General features: G+C 43.2%; 21 protein-coding genes. 20 read left to right on the top strand and 1 reads right to left on the bottom strand.

Translation table 11 applies throughout. The features are described 5' to 3' along the window. Nucleotides 1-206 precede the first annotated feature (206 nt). The 20 genes from MUP17_06475 to MUP17_06380 all read left to right on the top strand — a co-directional run bounded on the left by MUP17_06475 (nt 207) and on the right by MUP17_06380 (nt 20,564). Nucleotides 207-923 (top strand): SDR family oxidoreductase, encoded by a 717-nt coding sequence (locus MUP17_06475; protein ID MCJ7458617.1) that lies wholly within the window; start codon nt 207-209, stop codon nt 921-923. A gap of 65 nt (nt 924-988) precedes the next feature. Beyond that, the gene (locus MUP17_06470) at nt 989-1,660 is read left to right on the top strand and encodes a hypothetical protein (protein MCJ7458616.1); all 672 of its coding nucleotides are present in this window, start codon (nt 989-991) and stop codon (nt 1,658-1,660) included. Nucleotides 1,661-1,803: 143 nt separating this feature from the next. Further along, nucleotides 1,804-3,939, top strand: a complete 2,136-nt coding sequence (locus MUP17_06465; GenBank protein ID MCJ7458615.1) for a S9 family peptidase — start codon at nt 1,804-1,806, stop codon at nt 3,937-3,939. A 515-nt stretch (nt 3,940-4,454) separates the two neighbouring features. Next, on the top strand, nt 4,455-4,754 hold the full coding sequence (locus MUP17_06460; GenBank protein ID MCJ7458614.1) for an isoamylase early set domain-containing protein: 300 nt from the start codon (nt 4,455-4,457) through the stop codon (nt 4,752-4,754). A gap of 523 nt (nt 4,755-5,277) precedes the next feature. Continuing rightward, the gene (locus MUP17_06455; GenBank protein ID MCJ7458613.1) at nt 5,278-5,532 is read left to right on the top strand and encodes a ferredoxin; all 255 of its coding nucleotides are present in this window, start codon (nt 5,278-5,280) and stop codon (nt 5,530-5,532) included. An 11-nt stretch (nt 5,533-5,543) separates the two neighbouring features. Continuing rightward, the gene (locus MUP17_06450) at nt 5,544-7,301 is read left to right on the top strand and encodes a 2-oxoacid:acceptor oxidoreductase subunit alpha (protein MCJ7458612.1); all 1,758 of its coding nucleotides are present in this window, start codon (nt 5,544-5,546) and stop codon (nt 7,299-7,301) included. A gap of 18 nt (nt 7,302-7,319) precedes the next feature. Further along, complete coding sequence (locus MUP17_06445) at nt 7,320-8,390, top strand: hypothetical protein (GenBank protein ID MCJ7458611.1); 1,071 nt, start codon at nt 7,320-7,322, stop codon at nt 8,388-8,390. Nucleotides 8,391-8,463: 73 nt separating this feature from the next. After that, entirely contained in the window at nt 8,464-8,919 is a 456-nt protein-coding gene (locus MUP17_06440; GenBank protein ID MCJ7458610.1) for a DUF3795 domain-containing protein, read from the top strand. Between the two features lie 210 nt (nt 8,920-9,129). Then, complete coding sequence (locus MUP17_06435; protein ID MCJ7458609.1) at nt 9,130-9,990, top strand: 2-oxoacid:ferredoxin oxidoreductase subunit beta; 861 nt, start codon at nt 9,130-9,132, stop codon at nt 9,988-9,990. 138 nt (nt 9,991-10,128) lie between these two features. Further along, nucleotides 10,129-11,082, top strand: coding sequence for an aminopeptidase (locus MUP17_06430; protein ID MCJ7458608.1), 954 nt, complete (start codon nt 10,129-10,131; stop codon nt 11,080-11,082). Between the two features lie 618 nt (nt 11,083-11,700). Further along, a complete protein-coding gene (locus MUP17_06425) occupies nt 11,701-12,267 on the top strand; it encodes a TlpA family protein disulfide reductase (GenBank protein ID MCJ7458607.1) in 567 nt (188 codons plus the stop codon). Nucleotides 12,268-12,303: 36 nt separating this feature from the next. After that, a complete protein-coding gene (locus MUP17_06420; GenBank protein MCJ7458606.1) occupies nt 12,304-12,459 on the top strand; it encodes a hypothetical protein in 156 nt (51 codons plus the stop codon). A gap of 1,042 nt (nt 12,460-13,501) precedes the next feature. After that, nucleotides 13,502-14,005, top strand: coding sequence for a TlpA family protein disulfide reductase (locus tag MUP17_06415; protein ID MCJ7458605.1), 504 nt, complete (start codon nt 13,502-13,504; stop codon nt 14,003-14,005). A 36-nt stretch (nt 14,006-14,041) separates the two neighbouring features. Further along, nucleotides 14,042-15,217, top strand: coding sequence for an aminotransferase class I/II-fold pyridoxal phosphate-dependent enzyme (locus MUP17_06410; protein MCJ7458604.1), 1,176 nt, complete (start codon nt 14,042-14,044; stop codon nt 15,215-15,217). After that, a complete protein-coding gene (locus MUP17_06405) occupies nt 15,214-15,597 on the top strand; it encodes a GIY-YIG nuclease family protein (protein MCJ7458603.1) in 384 nt (127 codons plus the stop codon). The genes MUP17_06410 and MUP17_06405 overlap by 4 nt, the downstream gene beginning before the upstream one ends. A 141-nt stretch (nt 15,598-15,738) precedes the next feature. After that, nucleotides 15,739-16,863, top strand: coding sequence for a DUF362 domain-containing protein (locus MUP17_06400; protein ID MCJ7458602.1), 1,125 nt, complete (start codon nt 15,739-15,741; stop codon nt 16,861-16,863). 109 nt (nt 16,864-16,972) lie between these two features. Next, nucleotides 16,973-17,896, top strand: coding sequence for a DMT family transporter (locus MUP17_06395; GenBank protein ID MCJ7458601.1), 924 nt, complete (start codon nt 16,973-16,975; stop codon nt 17,894-17,896). A gap of 250 nt (nt 17,897-18,146) precedes the next feature. Next, nucleotides 18,147-18,572: a transcriptional repressor gene (locus MUP17_06390; protein MCJ7458600.1), complete on the top strand. Its 426-nt coding sequence runs from the start codon at nt 18,147-18,149 to the stop codon at nt 18,570-18,572. Between the two features lie 31 nt (nt 18,573-18,603). Then, complete coding sequence (locus MUP17_06385; GenBank protein ID MCJ7458599.1) at nt 18,604-18,843, top strand: ferrous iron transport protein A; 240 nt, start codon at nt 18,604-18,606, stop codon at nt 18,841-18,843. After that, complete coding sequence (locus MUP17_06380; protein MCJ7458598.1) at nt 18,840-20,564, top strand: ferrous iron transporter B; 1,725 nt, start codon at nt 18,840-18,842, stop codon at nt 20,562-20,564. The genes MUP17_06385 and MUP17_06380 overlap by 4 nt, the downstream gene beginning before the upstream one ends. A gap of 87 nt (nt 20,565-20,651) precedes the next feature. Here the strand turns inward: MUP17_06380 and MUP17_06375 are convergent, their stop codons facing one another. Next, nucleotides 20,652-21,899 carry an MFS transporter gene (locus MUP17_06375; GenBank protein MCJ7458597.1) on the bottom strand — a complete coding sequence of 416 codons (1,248 nt, stop codon included), beginning with the start codon at nt 21,897-21,899 and terminating at the stop codon, nt 20,652-20,654. Between the last annotated feature and the right edge of the window lie 194 nt (nt 21,900-22,093).

The following is a 22,093-nucleotide window of genomic DNA, read 5'->3' as shown; positions in this document are numbered from 1 at the left end:
AGAAGGATAGTCGGGCAAGGGTGCCCGACCCACGAGGATTAAACACCTTTAATTCTCGTATACGGGGCTCCCAGCCCCGCAAAACTATGATTGTAGTCGCTCGATTCATCGAGCAAAGAGATAAATTCCCTCTCCCCTGGTGGGAGAGGGATAGGGTGAGGGGGGACACAAAATCTCACCCTCCTTACGAGGGAGGGAAGGAAAAAATGAAATTAAAAGATAAAATCGCCATTATCACCGGCGGAACCGGTGCCATCGGCAGGGTTATCACAAAAACTTTCCTTTCCGAGGGTGCAAAAGTCATAGTCACCTGTAAAAGGGAAGAGGAATTCAATGAGGTTTTGTCAAAGCTCTCAGAATTCAGACAAAATCTTTCCGGGAAAAAAGTTGATGTCACGATTGCTGAACAGGTACGCCAGCTTATGGAGGAAACGTTTCAGAGGTTTGGCAAGATTGATATTCTTGTTAATGGTGTGGGTGGATTTGCTCCCTCTGCTCATATCGTTGACCTCGAAGAGAAAACCTGGGATTTCCTTTTCAATCTGAATCTGAAATCTGCTTTCTTGTGCTCGAAATTCGTTATACCTTATATGCTGAAACAAAATTATGGTAAGATCGTGAATATCTCGGCAAAAATGGCTTTGGAGCCGGTCGCTGGTGCGGGTGCGTATTCTGCCTCAAAGTCAGCTTTGATTACCTTGACTGAGACTCTGGCGAAAGAGGTAAAAGATTCAGGAATAAACGTAAATGCAGTGGCATTGAGCCTAGTGAAAACAGAGGCAAACCTCAAATCCATCACTAAGCCAGACCCATCCAAATGGGTCGAGCCAGAGGACGTGGCGAATACGATTCTCTTCCTCTGCTCGGAAGAGGCAAAATCTATCAACGGAGATGTGATTAAGGTTTATGGGAAGTTAATTTAAAATAAATGGTAGGGGCACGGCATGCCGTGCCCCTATCCTCTTTTATAAATTAAGGATTAATAACTATGAGACAGAACGACGATCAGGTGGAAGGTGAAAAGGAAAAAAACCAACTGAGTGAGTTGGGCATACATTTAGAAGAGTACAAAAATCTATCAGGACAGATTTCAAAGCGAGTTGATTACCAACAAAGTCTTTTAAATTACCAAATTCTTTTGATAGGAATAATAGTCACTGCTGGGGTAAGTTTTCTAAACTTAGGTTACGCTTTAGATAGCAGTATTTCGGTTCTTTATTTTTTGTTACTCGCTCCTCTGCCGTTCTATTCTCTATCTTGGTCTTTCTCTACCCACGACATAAACATTGTCAGATTAGCAAGATATCTAAATAGAGAACTTCGACCGAGAATTAAAAAACTGATTGGCAATAGAGATATTTTGCTATTTGAGGATTTTCTTTCTGAGGAAAGAAAACGGATGAGAAAAACATTTGGGATACTTCCGAAGTTTGGTGAGGGACGTTTGTTACTACTACTTTTTCCCCCTGTCATTCTCATCTTACTATTTTTAATTTCTTTAGTTATGGATTTATCTCTAATTATGAACCAAAAAAGAATTGATATCTACCGACTTCTATTTTTATTTGTGATTAATATAGTTTTTATCATAATAACAATGAAATTTAGCATAAAAGTTGGAAAAGATTATCGGAGGATTACTGAGAGCGATTCTGAGTAGATATTGTTAACCGAAATAGAACCTAACAACTTTAAAAAGGTATACTTCTCAGTTCATTTGGGAATTATATCCATTAGTTGGTATGGGAAATCCAATTCCCGTAGCGACAAGGCAGAAGAAAATCACACGAAGGAGTGTTCAAAATGTTTCTAAAAAGAAAATTGTCTTCGGGGCTGGTGTGGGTAGTTTTATTCAGTCTTCTCTTTTCCTGGTACTGCACAACCGCAGTCGCTCAAAATGTCTCTCCGGCTATTGCTGAAAAGATTCCTAAGGTTGACACGTCATTCGGGGATATTCGGGTTGACAACTACTTCTGGCTCAGGGATAAGAATAATCCTGAGGTTATCAAATACCTCCAGGCAGAGAACAAATATACCGAAACGGTGATGAAGCCTACTGAGAAATTACAGGAAAAACTATACCTGGAGATGCTGAGCCGGATAAAGGAGACTGACCTTTCTGTTCCGGAAAAGATAGATGATTATTTCTATTATACCCGCGAGGAAAAGGGAAAACAGTACAAGATTTACTGCAGAAAAAAAGGAAGCCTGGATGCCAAGGAAGAGATTTTGCTGGATGCGAATGAGCTTGCCAAAGGGCATAACTATCTCGACGTTGGAGTTTACAAGGTAAACCCTGATCATCAGCTTTTAGCCTACTCCATAGATACAACCGGAGCGGAGGATTTTACCCTTTATTTCAAAGACCTTAACACAGGTAAGGTGCTGGCTGACGTTATCCCGAATACTTCTTATTCTGCAGAATGGGCAAATGACAACAAAACCGTCTACTACAATACATTGGATGAGGCTAAACGCCCTTATAAGCTTTACAGGCACACCTTGGACACTGATCCGAAAAATGATGCTTTAGTCTATCATGAAAAAGACGAAGCCTTCAATCTGGACCTGAAGAAATCGAAAAGCAAAGCTTACCTTTTCATGGTTCTGGAAAGCGAGACCACTTCTGAGGACTGGTATCTGGATGCCTCTCATCCGGACGGGGATTTTAAGATAATTCAGCCCCGTCAGCATGAAATGGAGTATTCAGTCGAGCAGCACGGGGATAAATTCTACATCCTGACCAATGACAATGCGAAAAACTTCAAACTGATTGAAGCTCCGATTGACAATCCTTCAAAAGAGAACTGGAAGGAGGTCATCCCTCCTGCTGATTCAGTGAAGCTTGACAATATCGAGGTTTTCAAAAATCACTTAGTGGTCTACGAACGGGAAAGAGGGCTGAAAAAAATCCGTATTACCAATCTGACCGACAATCAAGTCCACTATGTCGATTTTCCAGAACCGGTTTATACTTTCTGGCCAGAGAGAAACCCTGATTTCAACACGAACCTGCTTCGATTTGACTATACCTCCCTGATTACTCCAAGATCGGTATTCGATTATGATATGGACAAAAGAACCCGTGAATTGAAAAAGCAGGATGAGGTGCTTGGAGGATATAATCCTTCTTTGTACCAGTCAGAAAGAGTTTTTGTTAAAGCTTCGGATGGCACTCTGGTACCCATCTCTCTGGTTTACAAAAAAGGGATGGCAAGAAATGGAAAGAATCCCTTGTTCCTGTATGGATATGGCGCTTACGGGATAAGCTCAGAGTCTTATTTTTCCTCCAACCGGTTAAGCCTTCTTGATCGGGGATTTATCTATGCGATTGCTCAGGTCCGGGGTGGAGGAGAGATGGGAAGATACTGGTATGAACAGGGGAAACTCTTAAACAAAAAGAATACCTTTACCGATTTCATCGCGTGCGCCGAGCATCTGATTGCTGAGAAGTATACTTCCAAGGACGACCTGGTGATCAATGGCGGAAGTGCGGGAGGGCTTTTGATGGGAGCAGTAACCAATATGCGGCCTGATCTGTTCAAGGCAGTTATAGCTGACGTTCCCTTTGTGGATCTGATCAACACCATGCTTGACCCGTCTTTACCTTTAACGGTAATCGAATACGAGGAGTGGGGAAACCCGCAGGAGAAAGAATATTACGAGTATATGAGGCCTTACTCGCCTTACGACAATATCCAGGCAAAGGCCTATCCGAATATACTAATCACCACCAGCCTGAATGACCCCAGAGTGTCATACTGGGAGCCTTCCAAATGGACTGCTAAGCTCAGGGCATTGAAAACTGATGATAACCTGCTTCTGCTCAAAATCAATATGGGCGCAGGACACGGGGGCTCTTCAGGTCGTTATGACTATCTGAAAGATATAGCTTTGGAATATGCTTTTATCTTTAAGGTTTTGGGGATAAAGAATTAATGTTTTTTTCGTAGTGCGACCCTTTTCCTATTTACTGATCCGTAGGACAGGGTCGCCTGAAAAATCGCGGCGCGATGATTTTAGGTCGTTTGAAAAAGCTAACCCTGTCATTCTGGTTTCTGCCCAGTGCGGAACGAAGAAACTTTTTGATTGTAATGGAGATTCTTCCCCCGCCAAGTGCGGGGTCAGAATGACAATATAGGGTTCGATAAATCGAACCCCTACGTTTACGCTCTGTAAGGGCTTGATTTATCAAGCCCTATAGGGTCGCTTGAAAAAAAAATATTGTTTTTGAGTAGGCTTTAAATTATATTAGTCGCTAAAGAAAACTAAAGAAATTTTTGTAGCGGAAGGCCGTCAAGGTTTTGTCCGTAGGATCCTGGCGAAGACTTTAGCCTTCCATCGCTTAACTTAATAAAACTGGAGACCTGAAGGTCTCCGCTACATAAAAACTGGAGACCTGAAGGTTTCCCCTACATTGAAAAGAAAAACACAAAAATACAAGGAGGTATAAGATGATAGACCTGAATCCCAGAACCAAGAAGGCGACTTTCAGCCTGGACCGGCCAGATGCCAAAAAGGTTTTTCTGGCAGGAGATTTCAACAAATGGGACCAGAAAAGCCATCCCATGAAAAAGATCAAAGGGGTCTGGAAAATTTCTTTGGCTTTAAAGCCAGGGGAATACAAGTTTAAATACTTTGTTGATGGCAACTGGCACAACGATCCTGCGGCTCATAAATACGTGCCCAGCCCTTTTGGAGGGGATGACTCCATAGTGGTGGTGACAGCAGATTTCAAACCACAGAAGAAGTAAGGGTAAAGAGAGTTTTTCGTAGTGCGACCCTTTTAAGGTCGCTGAACAAAGGGTGGAAGACTCTAATTTGCGAGAAACACACCCTCAAATCAGTTTGAGGGTGTCACCTTGGTCGAGCCAAAAAAGTCTGGAGTATAAACCTTCAGGTTTATAAAACGGGTAGCCGCCCTACGGACGATTAAATAACTCACCCTAAATCCCTCTCTTAAGAAGAGAGGGATTTTTCCCCCTTCTCTTTTTAAGAGAAGGGGGAGGGGATGAGTTCAAAGCATCCATTGGGCGACTATAGAAGACAAAAAGGGAATGTAGTTGCTCGATTTATCGAGCAAAATATCGTTCCCTCTCCCCCTGTGGGAGAGGGTTAGGGAGAGGGTAAAAAAAATCACCCTCCCCTTGTTCCTTTCATCAAGGGAAGGATAAAGAGAAGACAGAGACGCATGCTATGCGTCTCTACTGAGTTGTGGTTACTCGATTCATCGAGCTAAATTCCCAATGAAGTGGGCAACTACGTTAAAGAGGATTTATGCCAAAATACCGAATCGAGCATGACCGGGAGAACTGCATCGGCTGCAGGAACTGCACTTATGTCTGCCCGGAGTTCTGGGAGATGGGTCCGGATGACAAGTCAGATGTCAAAGGTTCAACTGAGCCTGAACCTGGATGGGAATATTTAGAGATCGAGGAGAAAGACTTCCCCTGCAATGAAAAGGCAGCAGACGAATGCCCGGTCAATGTGATTCACATAAGAAATTTAGAGACTAACCAGCTCCTTTATTAGAGGAGGAAGAGATGATCAAGAACAAAATCTCCTGGATGATAGGCGGTGAAGCCGGTTACGGAATTATGGCCGCGGGAACCACTTTTGCTAAAGCCTGTTCCAGAGGAGGTTTGCATGTCTTTATCAATAGCGAATTTCCTTCTTTGATCAAAGGTGGACACAATATCTCTCTGGTAAGAGTGGATGAAGAGGAGATTTATTCTCATCTGGAGACAGTCGATCTTCTGGTGGCTCTGAACCAGGAGACTATCGATTTACATCTAAATGAAATCGTGCCTGGTGGCGGAATTATCTATGACGGGGAGCAGATCAATATTACCAGGGAAAATCTTAAAAGAGACGATATAGTCTTATATTCTGTCCCTCTGACCAAGATAATTAGGGAGTTAGGTGCTGAGCTGCTTTTGAGAAATACTGTAGTCGTTGGCGCCTCTACGGCAATACTGGACTATGATTTCGGGTTTTTAGAGGTAGCAATCCGGGATTCGTTTGGAAAGAAAAAAGGCGGGATTGTTGAGCAAAACGTTAAGGCCGCCAGGATGGGTTATGATTATGTCAAACAGAATATCTGCCAGGAATGTGGTTATAAATTGGAACCGAGAAAAGCACCTGAAAGGATGCTTTTAACCGGGAATGATGCCATTGCTATGGGCGCCATAAAAGCCGGGTGCAAATTTTACGCGGCTTATCCAATGACCCCGGTCTCTGCGATTCTGCACACTATGGCTGAAAAAGCAAAGGAATTCAACATAGTGGTCAAGCAGACTGAAGATGAAATTGCAGCAATGAATATGATAATCGGAGCAAATTTCGCCGGTGTAAGGGCAATGAATGCCACGTCTGGTGGAGGGTTTTCTTTGATGGTTGAAGCCTTAGGTCTGGCTGCGATGACCGAGACTCCGATTGTAACAGTCGAAGGGCAAAGGCCCGGACCAAGCACCGGCCAGCCCACACACACAGCTCAGGGTGATCTGAAATTCCTTCTTTCCGCAGGACAGGGAGAGTTCATTAGAATCGTCATCGCCCCTGGTGACAAGGAGGAATGTTTTTACGAAACTTTCAACGCTTTCAATTTAGCTGAGAAGTTTCAGGTTCCGGTTTTGATTCTGGTCGATAAATTCTTAGCTGAAGATTACAAGACCACTGAGCTTTTCGACCAATCGAATCTGAAGATCGAAAGAGGAAAACTTCTCTCTCAGGAGGAGCTGAATAAAATTTCGGATTACAAAAGGTATCTGAATACGGAAGATGGAATTTCTCCTCGTGCCCTGCCCGGGCAGTTGAACGGTGTTCACTGCGCACCCAGCACCGAGCATGATGAAGCAGGTTTTTCGCACGAAGCATCTGATGCGCTGATGACGCCCGAAACAGCGAAGATGATGCTGGAAAAGAGGATGAGAAAACTTAGTTTCATTGAAAAAGAGATAAAACCTCCTAAGCTTTATGGTCCTCAAGATGCAGATATAACTTTAGTCTCCTGGGGCTCGACCAAAGGACCAATCTTTGAGGCGATGAAGCTTTTGGAAAAAGACGGGGTGAAGGTGAATTTCCTGCAGATCCTGTATCTTTCTCCGTTTCCTGCTGATGAGGTCAAGAAAATCTTGTCTTCCGCCAAAACTGTTGTCGATGTCGAAAACAACTACACAGCTCAACTGGCAAGCCTGATAAGAGAAAAAACCGGAATAGAAATCCAGCACAAAATCCTGAAATATGACGGCAGGCCGTTTTATCCGAATTTTATTTATAAGAGCTTAAGAACAATTCAGTAAAATAAGGATGGTATTTCAATGAAAACTATCACCTTAACATCAGATCAAAAAGAAAAAATTAAAATCTACCTGAAACCTTTTGTTAAGTATCTAGAAGGCGAGCAATTTCGTAAAGACCAAGAAGATCGTAAGGAACGTGTAGCTTATTTCCAATATGATTTACCGAAAAAAGTAAATGAACTCTCAGAGACTGATATAGATGAACTCGTTGTGAAGCTGTGGGCAAGCCAAATGTGGGGTAACAAACAATACCTTGTCCAGAAAGTTATCTCAGATAATGGTATAGAAAAGCTCAGGCATGAATTAAAACTTCTACTCAATACTTCTACCTCAGTAGCTGCTCGCTATGATCGCTTTCTCACAGAAATTAAAAGGCTTGGTCCAGCCTCACTGACCGAAATGCTCTGTTATATTCAACCCCAGGTCTGTGGTATCTGGAATAAGAAAGCTAGGCAGGCATTACGGATTTTAGAACTCGATAGCTACGTAGATCCTGACAAATATCGCCTTTCTGCTATCGAGTATGAAACTTTCAATCAAGTTCTCCAAGCTATTTCTGAAGAGCTCAAGGTAGCACAATTTAAGAACGTAGACCTGCTTTTCGTTGATTACTTCTTGTATGAAGTTAGTCAAATTGAACCTGAACAACCATTAAAACCAGAAACATTGGAAACATTCGACCACGATGAAATACGGGACTTAATTCAAAGTATCGGTGCAATGTTAGGTTTTGATACCGATACGGAAATTCAAGTAGGTCATGGTGCAAGAGTAGATGTGGTCTGGCGTGCCAGAATTACAAACCTTGGTCTTGTGACCTATGTCTTTGAGGTACACAAATCAGGTAATATAGATAGCCTCTTGTTAAATCTCCAGAAAGCTAAAAGTAGTCCTACAGTGCAAAAGGTGATTGCTGTTTCTGATGAATCGCAACTAGAGAAGATTAAGAATGAATCTGAAGGTCTTCCAGAAGAGTTCCGACGTGCCATTGCTTTTTGGCAGGTAAAGGAAGTCCAGAAAGTAAGTGATAATCTTCAAGTGGCCATGGAAGTCATCAATCATCTCGGTTTAGTACAGGGAGCGTTTTGATTAAATTTGACGTTTAGTTAAAGTTTGAGTACATAAACAGAGGTAGGTGTTGTACTGAGAAAAAGAGCTAATTATGACTAACCAAAACCTTGTCGGCAGGTGTGGGCTTTATTGCGGGGCGTGCACGATATACCGGGCGGAGAGGGATGACCCGGAATGGAGAGGGCGGATTTCTGAGCGCTATAAAATTCCAGCGGAGAAGGTAAGATGCCAGGGGTGTGGTGCGCTTTCTCCTGATTGCTGGGGAAATGAGTGCAAGTTTGTGAAATGTCTGAATGGGAAGGGATATAAATTCTGTCATGAATGTTCAGATTACGAGAATAGAAACTGCCAGAAATTCGAGGAGTTTTTGAAAAATTATCTGGAAGAGGATGGTGTAGATTTGAGGAAGAATTTGACGATGATCAAAGCGGGTGAGATGGATGAGTGGCTCAAGCTTTCTAAGGAATTTTACACCTGCAAGTTCTGCGGAAAGCCAATTGTTGCAGGTACAAAGAAGTGTCATCATTGTAAAAGGGAGATAAAATAACTGGAGTGTAAAGCTTCAGCTTTACTTTTTTTTGGCTCACGCTGGATGTTATCATCCAGCGTGGATCGGCGGATGATAATATCCGCCTATGAGCAGAGACGTAGTTGCTCGATTTATCGAGCTAAGATTTGCCCAATGAATTGGGCAACTACAATATGGTAAACCTGAAGGTTTACATTCCAAGGATATCGGCAAGAGGAGGCTATTAAGATGACTACCCCTTTAGAACTAAAAACCAGATCCAAAATCCAGTGGTGTCCAGGATGCGGGAATTTCGGGATATTGACAGCGGTCAAAGCCGCTATTTCGGAGGCAGGTTTGGGAAGGCACAACACCTGCATTGTTTCAGGGATCGGCTGTTCTGGCAAAACGCCCCAGTACGTCAATGTATATAGTTTCGAGGGGATTCACGGTAGGGTACTGCCTGTGGCAACCGGGATAAAACTTTCCAATCATAAACTGACTGTTATCGGACACAGCGGGGATGGGGATGGGTACGGCATCGGGATGTGCCATTTTATGCACGCCTTAAGAAGAAATATCGATATGACCTATATCGTGCACGATAACCAGATCTACGGATTGACCAAAGGGCAGTATTCCCCAACTTCCGACAAAGGTTTCTCCACCAAATCTGCGCCGGAGGGTGCAATCGAGGAACCGGTCAAACCTCTGGAGCTTGCCATTGCAGGAGGTGCAACTTTTGTCTCGCGTGGATTCGTAGGCGAGCTGGACCATCTGAAAAAGCTTATAGTTCAGGCCATAAAACATCGTGGGTTTGCATTAGTTGACATCCTTCAGCCTTGCGTGAGTTTCAATTACAAAAATACCTATAAATGGTATAAGAAAAGAGTTTACAAGTTAGAAGACTCAAAAGATTACAACCCTGAAAACAAAATGCAAGCTTTAGAAAAAGCTTTTGAATGGGGTGATAAAATACCTATAGGAGTCCTTTATAAAGAGACCAGGAATCTTTACGAGGATTACCTGCCTCAGATAAAGAATATTCCTTTGGCGGAACAGAAGATCGAGAATATAGATATAACCGCAATGATGAGGGAGTTTATTTGAGACGTAGAGACGCATGGCTATGCGTCTCTACAAAAAAGGGATGTATTGCTTACTCTTAAAAAAGTTGTGGACAAATCGAAAATCGACCCTATATTGAAAAAGTTTTGTATCGCGAAAATCACAATCTAAGGAGAATAGATGGATGATCTTATGAAATCCGCAAGAATTGCGGTGTACAATTGTATGGGGGTTAAAAAAGGCGAGAACGTATTAATCATTACAGATGAGCCTTTGAGAAAAATCGGCCAGGCTTTGTGGAAAGCGGCTAAGGAGATTGCAGGAGAGGCTATGCTTTTAGAGATCACGCCCCGCTCTTCCAATGGCGAGGAACCTCCCCCTATGGTGGCTGAGTTTATGAAAAAGTTCGATGTGATTTTAATCCCCACTTCAAAGTCTATGACTCATACAGCAGCGCGCAGAGAAGCCTGTAAGGCCGGTGCAAGAATTGCTACGCTTCCCGGAATTACTGAGGATTCGATGAAAAGGACCTTAAGCGCAGACTACAACAAAGTCTCTGAGAGGAGCTTGAAGTTAGCCAAAGTTTTATCCGGCAAAAAGACCGCCAGAGTAAAGACTCCTTCGGGAACTGATATCAGTATGAGCATAGAGGGAAGAGAATGGGAGCCGGATACCGGACTTTATCATAAGCCGGGCGATTTCGGAAACCTGCCTGCGGGTGAGACCTATATTGCACCCTTAGAGGGGACTGCCAACGGCGTAATCATCGTGGATGGCGCTATGGCTGGAGTAGGGGTAATCAAAAAGCCTCTGAAATTAGTGGTTAAGGATGGATTTGCAACCGAGATCTCAGGAGACAAATCGGCCAAAGATTTGGAGAAGGCGATTGCGCCTTTTGGCAAGCCAGCCAGAAACTTGGCAGAATTGGGAATTGGCACCAACGATAAAGCCAAGATAATAGGAAATGTCTTGGAAGATGAAAAGGTGATGGGAACAGTTCACATGGCTATCGGTGATAACAAGTCAATGGGTGGGCAGGTATCAGTCCAGAGCCATTTAGACGGAATCCTGCTGAAACCTACGTTAGAGGTGGACGGGCAGATTATTATGAAAGACGGGGTGCTGAAAATCTGATTCAAAAACACGACTGGAGCCAGTAGGAACATTTTTTTTCGTAGCGCCCGACCTTAGTGTCCAAAAATGGATCCATAGGATCGGGCGTTTGTTTTAAGGGCGAGGTTACTCTGCCTACACATGAGAAAGTGGTCGGTATCAGTAGACCCGCCTTGCCCTCAAGGCGGGATATGGACCCAGGTTGAGGGCAACCTGGGTCTGCTGACTCATGGATTTGCAATAAAAGTCTTGTGAAACATCTTTTTTAAGCCGAGTCTCATAGATTCTCAGACGTACGCCATCATAGAGACAAAATCAATCCACTACATATGTTAATGGGCCCAGATTTTCTATTTTTTTCTTGACAATCGGTATGAAAATAGATAGAATAGTTTCACACCGATTTGATTAACTTAGGAAAATAGCTTGATTTTTCTCAATTTCTGTCTTTGTCATAAGTAAAACTCTTTTCTTTGACAATCAATGAATCCAGGACTTCGGAAATTAACTTTTTCCAGGTTGGAGAAAGAGAGGTGAGGAAATCGATTCACCGGATAAATGATTTTATCCAGGGGTGATCTTTTTTACCTTTCTCTTTAAAATCTGCCTCTCAAAAAAAAATGGACGGAGTGAGCAAAGATGTCCGAAAAATCCGGTTTTCTTAGGACCCAGCTTTGGTCAATAATCCTTATCGTTTTAGTGGTGGTGATGGGTGTGGAGATTTTGTTCCTGGTGCAGGAAAATAAGAAGCTCCGGGAAGCCCTTTCCCATTCCAGGGGCCCCGTTAAAATCCTTAGCCCGGAGGAAAAAGTCCCTTCCCTGGTGGGAGTTGATCTGAAAGGAGAGGAGTTCAAATTAACCTATCCTTCATCTAAAAAAACAGTCCTTTTCTTCTTCTCCCCGGATTGTCCTGCCTGCGAGGAAAACCTGGAGTTCTGGAAAAAACTTTATCAAAATCACAGCTCCGAAAAGTTGAGAATCTTCGGTGCCACAAATTCTGACAGGGACAAGACAGAGGAGTTTGTAAAGAAGTTCCAATTGACGTTTCCAGTTATAATCGTTTCTGACCTTTCGCTTTTAGACAAATATAAGGTGGAGGTAGTTCCTCAAACAATGCTGATCGATACCAGCGGCACGGTTCAGAAAGTATGGCCCGGGCCTCTTCCGGAAAATTATAGAAAAGAGATCGAGTCGATGATCTCGTGATTCTTCAAACCCAAGAAAGGAAAGGAGGTGAGATAGATGAAATTATTCAGAAAGATTAAAGTAGCGGTGCTGGTATTTGCGCTGGCAGTGGTTATCTGGGGTTCACTCTACGTGAGCGCTTCAGCCAAAAGGTGTCTATTAATCTGCAAGTTTGATCCGGTTTACGAGTGCCAGGTCGTTTGCTACAAATGAGCTTGTGAAGTCGAAATGAGGAGCGGAATATTCTCTGAGAAAAATCCCTTCGCCCATCGAAGGGCGGATTAAACTTCCAGAGTCACAAGGAGGTGATATCGGATGAAGCTTCTCAGAAGGCTGAGCTTCTTTGCGCTCCTCTTCGCGCTATTGGCCCTGGTGTCAGGATTTACAGTGCTAACTCTTCCCAGAACAGCAGATGCCAGCCGGTGCGACTGCTGGTGCATGTACTGCACAGTGGAAGAACCTATCTACTGCTGGGAGCAGTGCTGCAAGTGTCCGACCTTCCCTTAAGATTTCTGATCCGGTAGGTTGAGCTGATCCTGGGCGAACAAGGGAGACTGTTCGCCCAGGAGGAAACGAGAATCCAGAAGAGAACTTAGATTAAGAATCACTAGGATAATAAAAGGAGGTGATACAAGATGAGGTTTTTTAGAAAGATGAGGGCATTTGCCCTGGTATTTGCAGTTCTTACAGTGGCACTGGGATTTGCCATGCTCAGCGCCCCAAAACCGGCTGATGCCTCGCGCCTGTGCTGCTACCACGTCTGCGCTGTCGAGCCACCGCCGTTCTACTGCTGGGACGTGTGCAAACCCTGCCCTAAACTCCCATAGAGTTCTCCAGATCTACGAGCAAGATTCCGGGCGAGTAAGAACTGCTCGCCCGAGTTTTTTTGTGGCAAGACCTGTTGCCAGCCATCGTAGTGCGACCCTTTTAGGGTCGCAAGAATGAACTTTCTGCTAATACATAACCCCCCTGTACCCCACTTTGCCCACAAGGTGGGAATGTTATGGGCAAAACCGAGACAATGACCTCACCTATGTCTCCTCTCCCTTAGGGAGAGGAGGACAAGTTCCAAGTCGTTTTGATCTCTTGATGCCTTGACTCCTCGAATCCTGTTAGTTGTCATTCATCATCAGTCATTAGTCATTGCGCTTACTGGAATCCTCACTTTATCCTGAAATTGAATGCGCAATTCCTTATTTTCCCCTTGCAATTTTCTTCAGAATTCCTTTCTTATAATAACAAAAAAGGAGTCAGTTTGTCTTTGCAGAAATCTACTCAGTTTCTATCTCTTATCTTGCTTCTCCTTCTTTTAGGTTGTGGAAAAAAGACAGAGAAGAGCCCACCCGCGCCGCCTTTCGACTTTTCTCTCTCCGATCTGAGCGGGAAAATGCACTCCCTTAAAGAATTCAGAGGAAAGGTGGTCCTTTTGAATTTCTGGGCGACCTGGTGTCCTGCCTGCAAGGAGGATATCGCTACCCTGGAAATACTTAACCGGGAATATAAAAACTCCGGACTGGAGATAATCGGCATCTCTCTGGATAAAAAAGGGTTGGGGGAGGTGGATTCATTCGTGCAGCAGATGAAAATTCCCTACACTGTTCTTTTGGGAGATGAATCGGTGATAAAAAGTTACGGCGGCCTCAAAGGTGTGCCCACAAGTTTTCTCCTGGATAAAGAGGGCAGGATAGTCAAAAAATATTCGGGACAGATCAATCATGAAGTCGTCAGCTCGGATTTAAAAACCCTGTTCGGAGAATAAAGGCATTAGAAATCTATCAAGCGAAAAGGAGTCAGCTTGAAAAATAATAAGAAATTCTCCACCCTGGCTGTAAATTTAGGAGAAGAGATGTTTCCCCTTCGGGCGTTGTCTGAACCTATCTTTCAAAGCTCTACCTTTGTCTTCAAGAATTCTGCCGAGCTGAAAAAATATCTTAAAGGGGATAAAAGCTTCTATTTTTATACCCGCTATGCCAACCCCACATTGAAATTTGTGGAAAAGAAAATGGCATCCCTGGAAGGTGGCGAAGCAGCATTGGTCACCTCCTCCGGAATGGCGGCGATTTCCACCGCGCTTCTGGTTTTGGTCTCCTCCGGAAAAGAGATCATCAGCACCTCTCCCATCTATGGAGGCACTTACCGCCTTTTCACAGAACTTTTCCCTAAACTGGGAATCAAAGTTCATTTTGTGGATGCAGAAGATTTAGAAAAGATTGAGGATTTCATTAATTTCAAAACTGAAGTCATATATCTGGAAACCCCGACTAACCCTAACCTGAGAATAGTAGACATAAAAAAAGGGGTCAAGATCGCACATAGGTTTGGATTGACCACAGTGATTGACAATACCTTTGCCACCCCTTTCAATCAAAAACCGTTGGAATTTGGGGTGGATGTGGTGATTCACAGCGCAACCAAGTATTTAGCCGGGCACAGCGATCTCATTGCCGGAGTGGTAATCGGCAAAAAAGATTTCATTTCTAAAGCAGTTGAGGTGATGAAGCTCTTAGGCGGATGTTTAGACCCCTTAGGCGCATATCTATTTGCAAGAGGGTTAAAGACTTTACCCCTCAGAGTCGAAAGACAGAATCAGAATGCCCTGAGAATCGCTCAATATTTCTCAAAGCATCCTAAGATTAAAGAGATTTATTATCCCGGCTTAAAAGACCATCCTCAGCATAATCTGGCAAAAAAACAGATGAAGGGTTTCGGAGGGGTAGTCACTCTTGAATTAAAGGATTTGAGTTCAACTCTGAAGGTTCTGGACAATCTAAAGGTCATTAAGAATGCAGTCTCCTTAGGTGGAGTTGAATCCTTAGCCTCCATACCGGTTTTTTCCTCTCATTACGGGCTGGATGAAGATGTGCTTGAAAAATCAGGGGTGACTAAAGGGATGCTGCGTTTATCCTGTGGGATAGAGGATGCTGACGACCTTATCCAGGATTTGGACCAAGCTCTTAAGAAGATAAGATGACCAGAGGGAATTATCAGCTACTCCTTTATCTGGACAGAAAATCCCGTATTAAGATCGGTAAAAAAGGCGAACACGATTTTCCAGAAGGGCATTACGTATATACCGGCAGCGCTCTGAATGGTCTGGAAGGAAGGATAAATAGACATCTGAGAAAGGAAAAGAAGAATTTCTGGCACATCGATTACTTGCTTCCGCATTGTAAGATTTTGAAAGTCATCCAGTATAATCAAAACCACAAGAATATGGTAGCTGAATGTGATCTGAATAAAGAGCTTCTAAGGAAGAAAAATTGTGAAGTGGTTGTGAAAGGGTTTGGGTCAAGCGATTGCAGTTGCCCAAGTCATTTAGTCTATTTTAAAAGGCTAAAGGCAATAGTCTAAAGCCTAAAGGCTGAAAAACAAGAAAGACGAGTGTTCTGTTGCGATAATTAAAATGTAGCGGAGGTCTTTAGACCTCCATTGTCTTCGTATTCAAAATGGAAGGCTGAAGCCTTCCTCTACATCTACATCCGAGGTGAGGAAATGGCAAAGAAGATTTATTTCATTGATTCCAGGGTGGAAAAGTTTGATTATAGATACAGTCTATCGGGAAAACTGGAAAAAGGATTAGAAAGAATCAACCTGACAAAATATTTCTCAAAGGATGAGCTTGTCCCGATCAAGATGCACCTGGGAAACAGGGGTGGTCATCATACCATCAGGCCCAATTTCGTACGCTTAGTTGCGGAGCAGTTGAAAAAAGTTGGTGCCAGTCCTTTTGTTACTGATTCCTCCAGGGTTAAGCCTTATGAGTATTTGGAAGTGGCTAATGAGATGGGGTATAACCAGCTCTCTTTAGGGTGTCCGGTGATAATTTCAGATGGCATTTTTGGACTGGATTCAGTTACAGTTAAAGCTGGTAAGTTCTTAAAGGAGCTTGCGATTCCCTCAGCCATTTATGATGCTAAATCGATGATGGTCCTGTCGCATATCAAAGGTCATATAGACTCTTCCTTAGCCGGAGCGATAAAGAATTTAGCCATGGGTTGCGTCTGTCCTCAAACCCGTAATCATACCTGGAAAGAAGGGGGAAGGGGAAAGATGCATTTTCAGATGACTGAGATAATGTCCTGGAATAAAGAACTATGCACCTATTGTGCCATTTGTTCAGATAACTGTCCAGTAGAAGCGATTACAGTCAGGAAAGATTTTTTTGAAGTGGATGAGGATAAGTGCTGGAGATGTGCCAGATGCGTGAAGATCTGCCCGGAAAAAGCTTTGTCTGTCCCGATATCTCATGATAATTTCTTAGCTTCTTTAGCTGAGTCTGCCAAAGCGGTTTTAGACACCTTTGAACCAGGTAAAGTTTTATATATCAACTTCATCTTGGACGTTCAGCCAGAATGTGACTGTATGGCAGTTTCAGATAACCCTTTGATTCAGGACCAGGGGATTTTGATTGGGGATGATATAGTGGCAATTGAGACTGCTACAATGGACTTAATCGAAAAGGCAGTTCCTTTGCCCCAGTCCAAAGCTGATGGGATAAAATTAAAAAAGGGTGAGGATATCTTGAGTGCCCTGCATAAAAAGGATGCCCGGATTCAGATAAAAGCAGCAGAAAAGTTAGGTTTGGGGGAAAGCGATTATTATCTGGAAAAAATATAAGAAGCAGGGAGCTTGTAGCAGGTAGCCGGGAGCAAAATACAAAAAATACTCTGTGTCCGCCAGGTCCCCTGACCTGGCGGAAGAGTTATGTCGGGTCAGGGGACCCGACATGCACATAAAAGACGAGTTAGAGGATGGGGATACGGCATTGCCAAAACAGTATAAAAACTATCTGATTCTTCTTCTGGCCGTTACCTCGGTTTCCTGGGCTTCGATTTTTATAAAGCTGGCTGTTGCTCCCTCTTTCATAATCTCTTTTTACAGGATGGGTTTGGCTTCGATAATTCTTTTTCCATTTTTTTTAAAAAGAGGAATATCAGATTATAAGGTCTTGAACAGAAAAGAGCTTTTGTTATGCGTACTCTCCGGTTCTTTTCTGGGTCTCCATTTCATAACCTGGATTTCGTCATTAGCCTATACCTCTGTCGCCAGTTCTGTGGTGATTGTGGCTACCCAACCGGTATTCGTAGCTTTGTTCACCCCTCTAATATTAAAGGAGAAAGTCGACATCTGGGTATTTGCTGCTATCTTAATTGCACTATTCGGGACTTTCGTCATTGCTGGGGGCGATATTAAAATCAGTCAGGCAAACCTCAAAGGAGACATTCTTTCACTGGTCGGAGCAGTTTTTGCGGCTCTTTATCTCACCTTGGGAAGAGGGATCAGAAGAAAATTGAATCTTTTCCCTTATATTTTCCTGGTCTACTCCATTTCTACCCTGGTGATATTTATCTTCTGCCTTTTTGCCGGGCTTAATTTTTCGCCCTTATCTTGGAAAAACTTTGTCCTTTTCCTGCTCTTAGCTTTGATACCTACACTTGTCGGGCACACCCTTTATAACTATATCCTAAAATATGTCAAAGCCCATTTAGTCGGGATGACGATCTTAGGGGAGCCTTTAGGGGCTACTCTCTGGGCTTATCTCATACTTAAAGAGATACCTACATCCACATTCTATATTGGGGGAATTCTAATCTTCATCGGCATCTGGATTGCTGTCTGGAGGGAAAGAGTATTGAGAGGGATGATGTAAGGGTATAATGGCGTATCCCTTACAAAGAAAGAATGGGAGGCTGAAGCCTTCCTCAGCACTTACAGATAGTATTTGTAGCCGAGGTCTTCAAACCTCCATTGTTTTGGTCTATCTATGAACCGTAGGGGCACGGCATGCCGTGCCCCTACCTTCACACCACCCATATCTTTTTTCGACAGAATTTCCCAATTAAACCCTTGACTTTTGCGTATGAAAGTTTAGATTGAGACTAAATCTCAAACAGGCGAGTATGAAAAAAGAGATTGAAATTTTCGAGAGATATCTTAAGACCAAAAACCTCAGCCTGACTAAGGAAAGGAAGCTGATCCTGGATGAGGTTTTTTCCATCGACGGTCATCTGGAGGCTGACGAGATATTCTTAAGGTTAAAGAAGGACAAAAAGGATGTTTCCCGAGCTACGGTTTACCGGACTCTGGGACTTCTGGTCGACTCTGGTCTGGTCAGGAAAGTATATTTAGGTGAGGACCACATTCATTATGAACATACCTTCGGACATACCCATCACGACCATCTGGTGTGCATAAAATGCGGCAGGGTGATTGAATTCTCGGATAAAAAGATTGAAAGACTTCAGGCAAAGATCTGCCAAAAAAGCCGGTTTCAAGAGATAAGCCATACCGTGCAGATTTTTGGTTATTGTAAAGATTGTAGATAGTTTAAAAAACCTTTACCTCAGAAAATATAAAATGGGAAAAATCGATTTAACCCAACTAAAGGAGGGAGAAAGCGGGTTAGTGATGGAGATTCAAGGAGGATACGGTTTGCATCGCCGTCTCGAATCTTTAGGCATAAGGGTAGGGAAAAGGGTCACCAAGGTAAGTTCCCAGCTCATGCGAGGCCCGGTTACCCTCAGAGTAGATAATTCACAGATCGCCTTGGGATATGGCCTGGCTAAGAAAATAATTGTAAAGATACAAGAGACATGAAGCAGATACTTTTAATGGGCAATCCCAATGTAGGCAAAAGCGTGATTTTCTCCCGACTCACCGGGGTAAAAGTGATCACCTCCAATTATCCGGGTACAACCGTGGAATTCACCCGGGGGCATTTGAAATTAGGGGATGAGGTGGTGGAGGTCATCGACGTGCCCGGAACCTATACACTTGAACCTAACTCTCCCGCGGAAAAGGTTGCAGTCGAGATGCTACATAGGGCAATACCGGAGAAAGAGAGCATTATTATAGATATTGTTGATGCGACTAATTTAGAAAGGAATCTGAATCTTACCCTCCAGCTCCTTAAAAAGGATATCCCCATAATCGTTGCTTTAAATTTGTGGGATGAAGCAGGGCACATCGGCGTTTCCATTGACGTAGAAAAATTGCAGAGAATTCTTGGAGTTCCGGTTGTCCCGACCGTAGCCATAACCGGCGAAGGAATAAAGAAGTTGGTGGAGACATTGCCGGAAGCAAGGAAAGGAGACTATCAATTTGAGAATGCCGAGAGATGGCATGAGATCGGCAGAATTGTGGAAAAAGTTCAAGTGGTAAAACATAGACACCATACATTCCTGGAACGAATAGGAGATTTAACAGTAAAACCGTTTACCGGGATTCCCAGCGCAATTCTTATTTTATATGGGACATTTAGAATAGTGAGGCTCATCGGCGAGGGTTTGATAAACATTTTTTTGGACCCCCTCTTCAAAAATTATTACCTGGTAGCGGTTACAAAAGCTGTTGAGACGCTTCTGCCAGGAAAATTCCTGCATAATTTACTTTTAGGCACAACCCCTGATCCTTTAGGATCATTTGGAGTCTTAACTGCCGGGCTATACATCCCCTTTGTCGTTGTCCTCCCGTATTTGTTCTCCTTCTACCTGGCATTAAGTTTTTTAGAGGATTGGGGCTATCTTCCTCGACTTGCCGTGCTTCTGGACAACATGTTCCACCGCTTGGGACTTCATGGCTATTCCTCAATTCCCGTTATCTTAGGTTTGGGGTGTAAAGTCCCGGCCTTACTGTCCACAAGGATTTTGGAAACTCAGCGAGAAAAGATCATTGCCATTGCCCTAATTCTTATGATCGCTCCCTGTATGCCTCAGACTGCAATGATCGTAAGCATAGTTACTCCTTATGGGGGTAATTATCTTATTTTGATCTTTAGCTTGCTCTTCGTAATTGGGATAACTGCAAGTTTTCTTTTAAACAAGCTTCTGAAAGGGGAAGCTCCAGAGTTGCTTATTGAAATCCCTCCTTACCGGGTTCCAAAACTTTCTATTCTCTTTAAGAAAGTCTGGTTTCGGCTAAGCTCATTTATCACCTCAGCCGTCCCTCTCATCATCCTGGGCATTTTTCTTATTGGTCTTTTGGATTTATCAGGGGTAATCAGTTTTGCAAGCAGAATATTGGGAGCGCCACTCTTGTTCATTCTCGGCCTTCCCCCTGAAACTGTTTTTGTGTTAATAACCGGATTTTTACGAAAGGATATTTCCATTGCTTTATTACAGCCCCTCCACTTGCCTCCGAAATCCCTGGTCATAGCATGTATATTTTTAGTCCTTTACCTGCCCTGTATTTCCACATTCTTCGTAATGAGCAAAGAATTAGGTTTAAAAAACAGCTTGAAGTTGGTGGCGATTCTATTCATCTTAGGTCTTTTAGTTGGCGGGACTCTAAATCTTATTTTCAAGATCCTCCGGTTTTAATCCTGCGCCTATATAAATAGGTTTTTAATAGTATTAACCCGACCATGCCGAGTAAGGTATCTCCTCAATCCTGAATCTGAGATACAATTAAGCTGATGACTTAGGCTGCAGCTTGGAGGAAATGAAAATTCCCCCAAAAGAGATTAAAAGGACCAGGATATAAAGGAAAGTAAAAGAACTTACCTGTATTATTATCCCTCCTACTGCAGATAAAAATATTGTCGGAGCGGTCAGGGTATGTAGCAGACCAACGTAGATAGGCCTTTCAGGCTCTGGCGAGATATCCAGAAGATAATTCATATAACCTATGTTCAAGCCCGAATTGATTGAGCCCAAAAAGAAAAAAATCGAGGAGTAGAAAAATATCGGAAGCCTAAAGAAGTGGTAGGCAAAAAGTATCAGCGGGGGGAAAGAAGATATAATTGCGGTAATCAGCAATACCTCCCTGTTTTTCCCCCGATTGCTCAGATAACCCCAGAAGAGGTTCGATAATACAAACCCGATCATCTGAGAGGTCAAAAATATGCCCACCAGCTCAGGCGGGATTTTTAAGAACCTCTCAGCATAGATTACATAAAATGGCAACCCTAAAACATAAGCCCCGATTACAATCTGAACAAAATAAAGAAGCCTGAATTCCCGGTGTTGTTTGAATATTTCTATTCCCTGTAAAAGATTTTCCTTTAAGCTTTTTCTGGGTTTAGACTCAATTAATGGAGGTTCCTTAACGGAAAGCAAACTCAGTATCCCCAGGAGAATGGAAAAGAAAGCCAGGGAAAAGATAATCCCGAAATTGTTGGGAAATCGATAATGCTCAAAAATCTGTTTTACCAGAACCCCTGCCAGGGCGGCTAAAGCTCCTCCAAAGAACATCCTCATCCCGAAAAAGCTCCCCCTCTTGTTAAATGGTATGGTCTTCCCCACGATATCCATAAAGGCAACCCCGGAGAAGCCGCCTGCCAGCGAATAAACCGCGAAGAAGAAAAAGAAAAGAGGAAGAAGAAGTGAAGGATTTTTCGCCCCAAAAAGGAAAACCGAGAGAACCAGCCCTAAAAATGCAAGCACTCTGACGTAAGCCGTTTTGATATAAAGCGGAAACTGCTTTTTCTGATACAGAGTCACCCCTGCCACGAAAAGCTGAGGGGACAGCCAGCCAATGGTCTCCAGGGTTGAGGAGAGTCCAATCAGCACGTTAGAGTCAGTCAGTTGGCTCACAAAAAGAGGAAGGATGGTCGAGCCGCTGATAAAGGCTAAAGCCAGATTAAAGAAAATCCCGTTGATCACCCCGGAAGCGAAGTTTCGCTTAAAATATTTCTCCTGCAAATTCAGTTCCATAGAAAGAAATGATATAGTTAGCTAATCATATTGTCAAGGACTTAGAGGACCAAATGTTATAGCAAGATTAAAATGTCCTAATTTCTGCAAAGTTAAAATGTCCTGTCCTACAGATCCGTTTCTCGGATTTTCATGTTTTAGTTAGTAGTAGCTTTCCTTCTTTTTGGCTACTTTTTTCTTTTTGTTCATAAGGT

Source organism: Candidatus Zixiibacteriota bacterium (assembly GCA_022865345.1).
Lineage (GTDB): Bacteria > Zixibacteria > MSB-5A5 > MSB-5A5 > RBG-16-43-9 > RBG-16-43-9.
This window is presented reverse-complemented; position numbering and strand designations above follow the sequence as displayed.

Excerpts from the sequence above, each read along its gene's own strand:
- MUP17_06475 (MCJ7458617.1), top strand. The coding sequence starts at position 207 with ATGAAATTAAAAGATAAAATCGCCATTATCACCGGCGGAACCGGTGCC.
- MUP17_06375 (MCJ7458597.1), bottom strand. The coding sequence starts at position 21,899 with ATGGAACTGAATTTGCAGGAGAAATATTTTAAGCGAAACTTCGCTTCC.
- MUP17_06405 (MCJ7458603.1), top strand. The coding sequence starts at position 15,214 with ATGACCAGAGGGAATTATCAGCTACTCCTTTATCTGGACAGAAAATCC.
- MUP17_06385 (MCJ7458599.1), top strand. The coding sequence starts at position 18,604 with ATGGGAAAAATCGATTTAACCCAACTAAAGGAGGGAGAAAGCGGGTTA.
- MUP17_06425 (MCJ7458607.1), top strand. The coding sequence starts at position 11,701 with ATGTCCGAAAAATCCGGTTTTCTTAGGACCCAGCTTTGGTCAATAATC.
- MUP17_06440 (MCJ7458610.1), top strand. The coding sequence starts at position 8,464 with ATGACTAACCAAAACCTTGTCGGCAGGTGTGGGCTTTATTGCGGGGCG.
- MUP17_06420 (MCJ7458606.1), top strand. The coding sequence starts at position 12,304 with ATGAAATTATTCAGAAAGATTAAAGTAGCGGTGCTGGTATTTGCGCTG.
- MUP17_06470 (MCJ7458616.1), top strand. The coding sequence starts at position 989 with ATGAGACAGAACGACGATCAGGTGGAAGGTGAAAAGGAAAAAAACCAA.
- MUP17_06430 (MCJ7458608.1), top strand. The coding sequence starts at position 10,129 with ATGGATGATCTTATGAAATCCGCAAGAATTGCGGTGTACAATTGTATG.
- MUP17_06455 (MCJ7458613.1), top strand. The coding sequence starts at position 5,278 with ATGCCAAAATACCGAATCGAGCATGACCGGGAGAACTGCATCGGCTGC.
- MUP17_06460 (MCJ7458614.1), top strand. The coding sequence starts at position 4,455 with ATGATAGACCTGAATCCCAGAACCAAGAAGGCGACTTTCAGCCTGGAC.
- MUP17_06465 (MCJ7458615.1), top strand. The coding sequence starts at position 1,804 with ATGTTTCTAAAAAGAAAATTGTCTTCGGGGCTGGTGTGGGTAGTTTTA.
- MUP17_06435 (MCJ7458609.1), top strand. The coding sequence starts at position 9,130 with ATGACTACCCCTTTAGAACTAAAAACCAGATCCAAAATCCAGTGGTGT.
- MUP17_06400 (MCJ7458602.1), top strand. The coding sequence starts at position 15,739 with ATGGCAAAGAAGATTTATTTCATTGATTCCAGGGTGGAAAAGTTTGAT.
- MUP17_06450 (MCJ7458612.1), top strand. The coding sequence starts at position 5,544 with ATGATCAAGAACAAAATCTCCTGGATGATAGGCGGTGAAGCCGGTTAC.
- MUP17_06395 (MCJ7458601.1), top strand. The coding sequence starts at position 16,973 with ATGCACATAAAAGACGAGTTAGAGGATGGGGATACGGCATTGCCAAAA.
- MUP17_06445 (MCJ7458611.1), top strand. The coding sequence starts at position 7,320 with ATGAAAACTATCACCTTAACATCAGATCAAAAAGAAAAAATTAAAATC.
- MUP17_06390 (MCJ7458600.1), top strand. The coding sequence starts at position 18,147 with ATGAAAAAAGAGATTGAAATTTTCGAGAGATATCTTAAGACCAAAAAC.
- MUP17_06380 (MCJ7458598.1), top strand. The coding sequence starts at position 18,840 with ATGAAGCAGATACTTTTAATGGGCAATCCCAATGTAGGCAAAAGCGTG.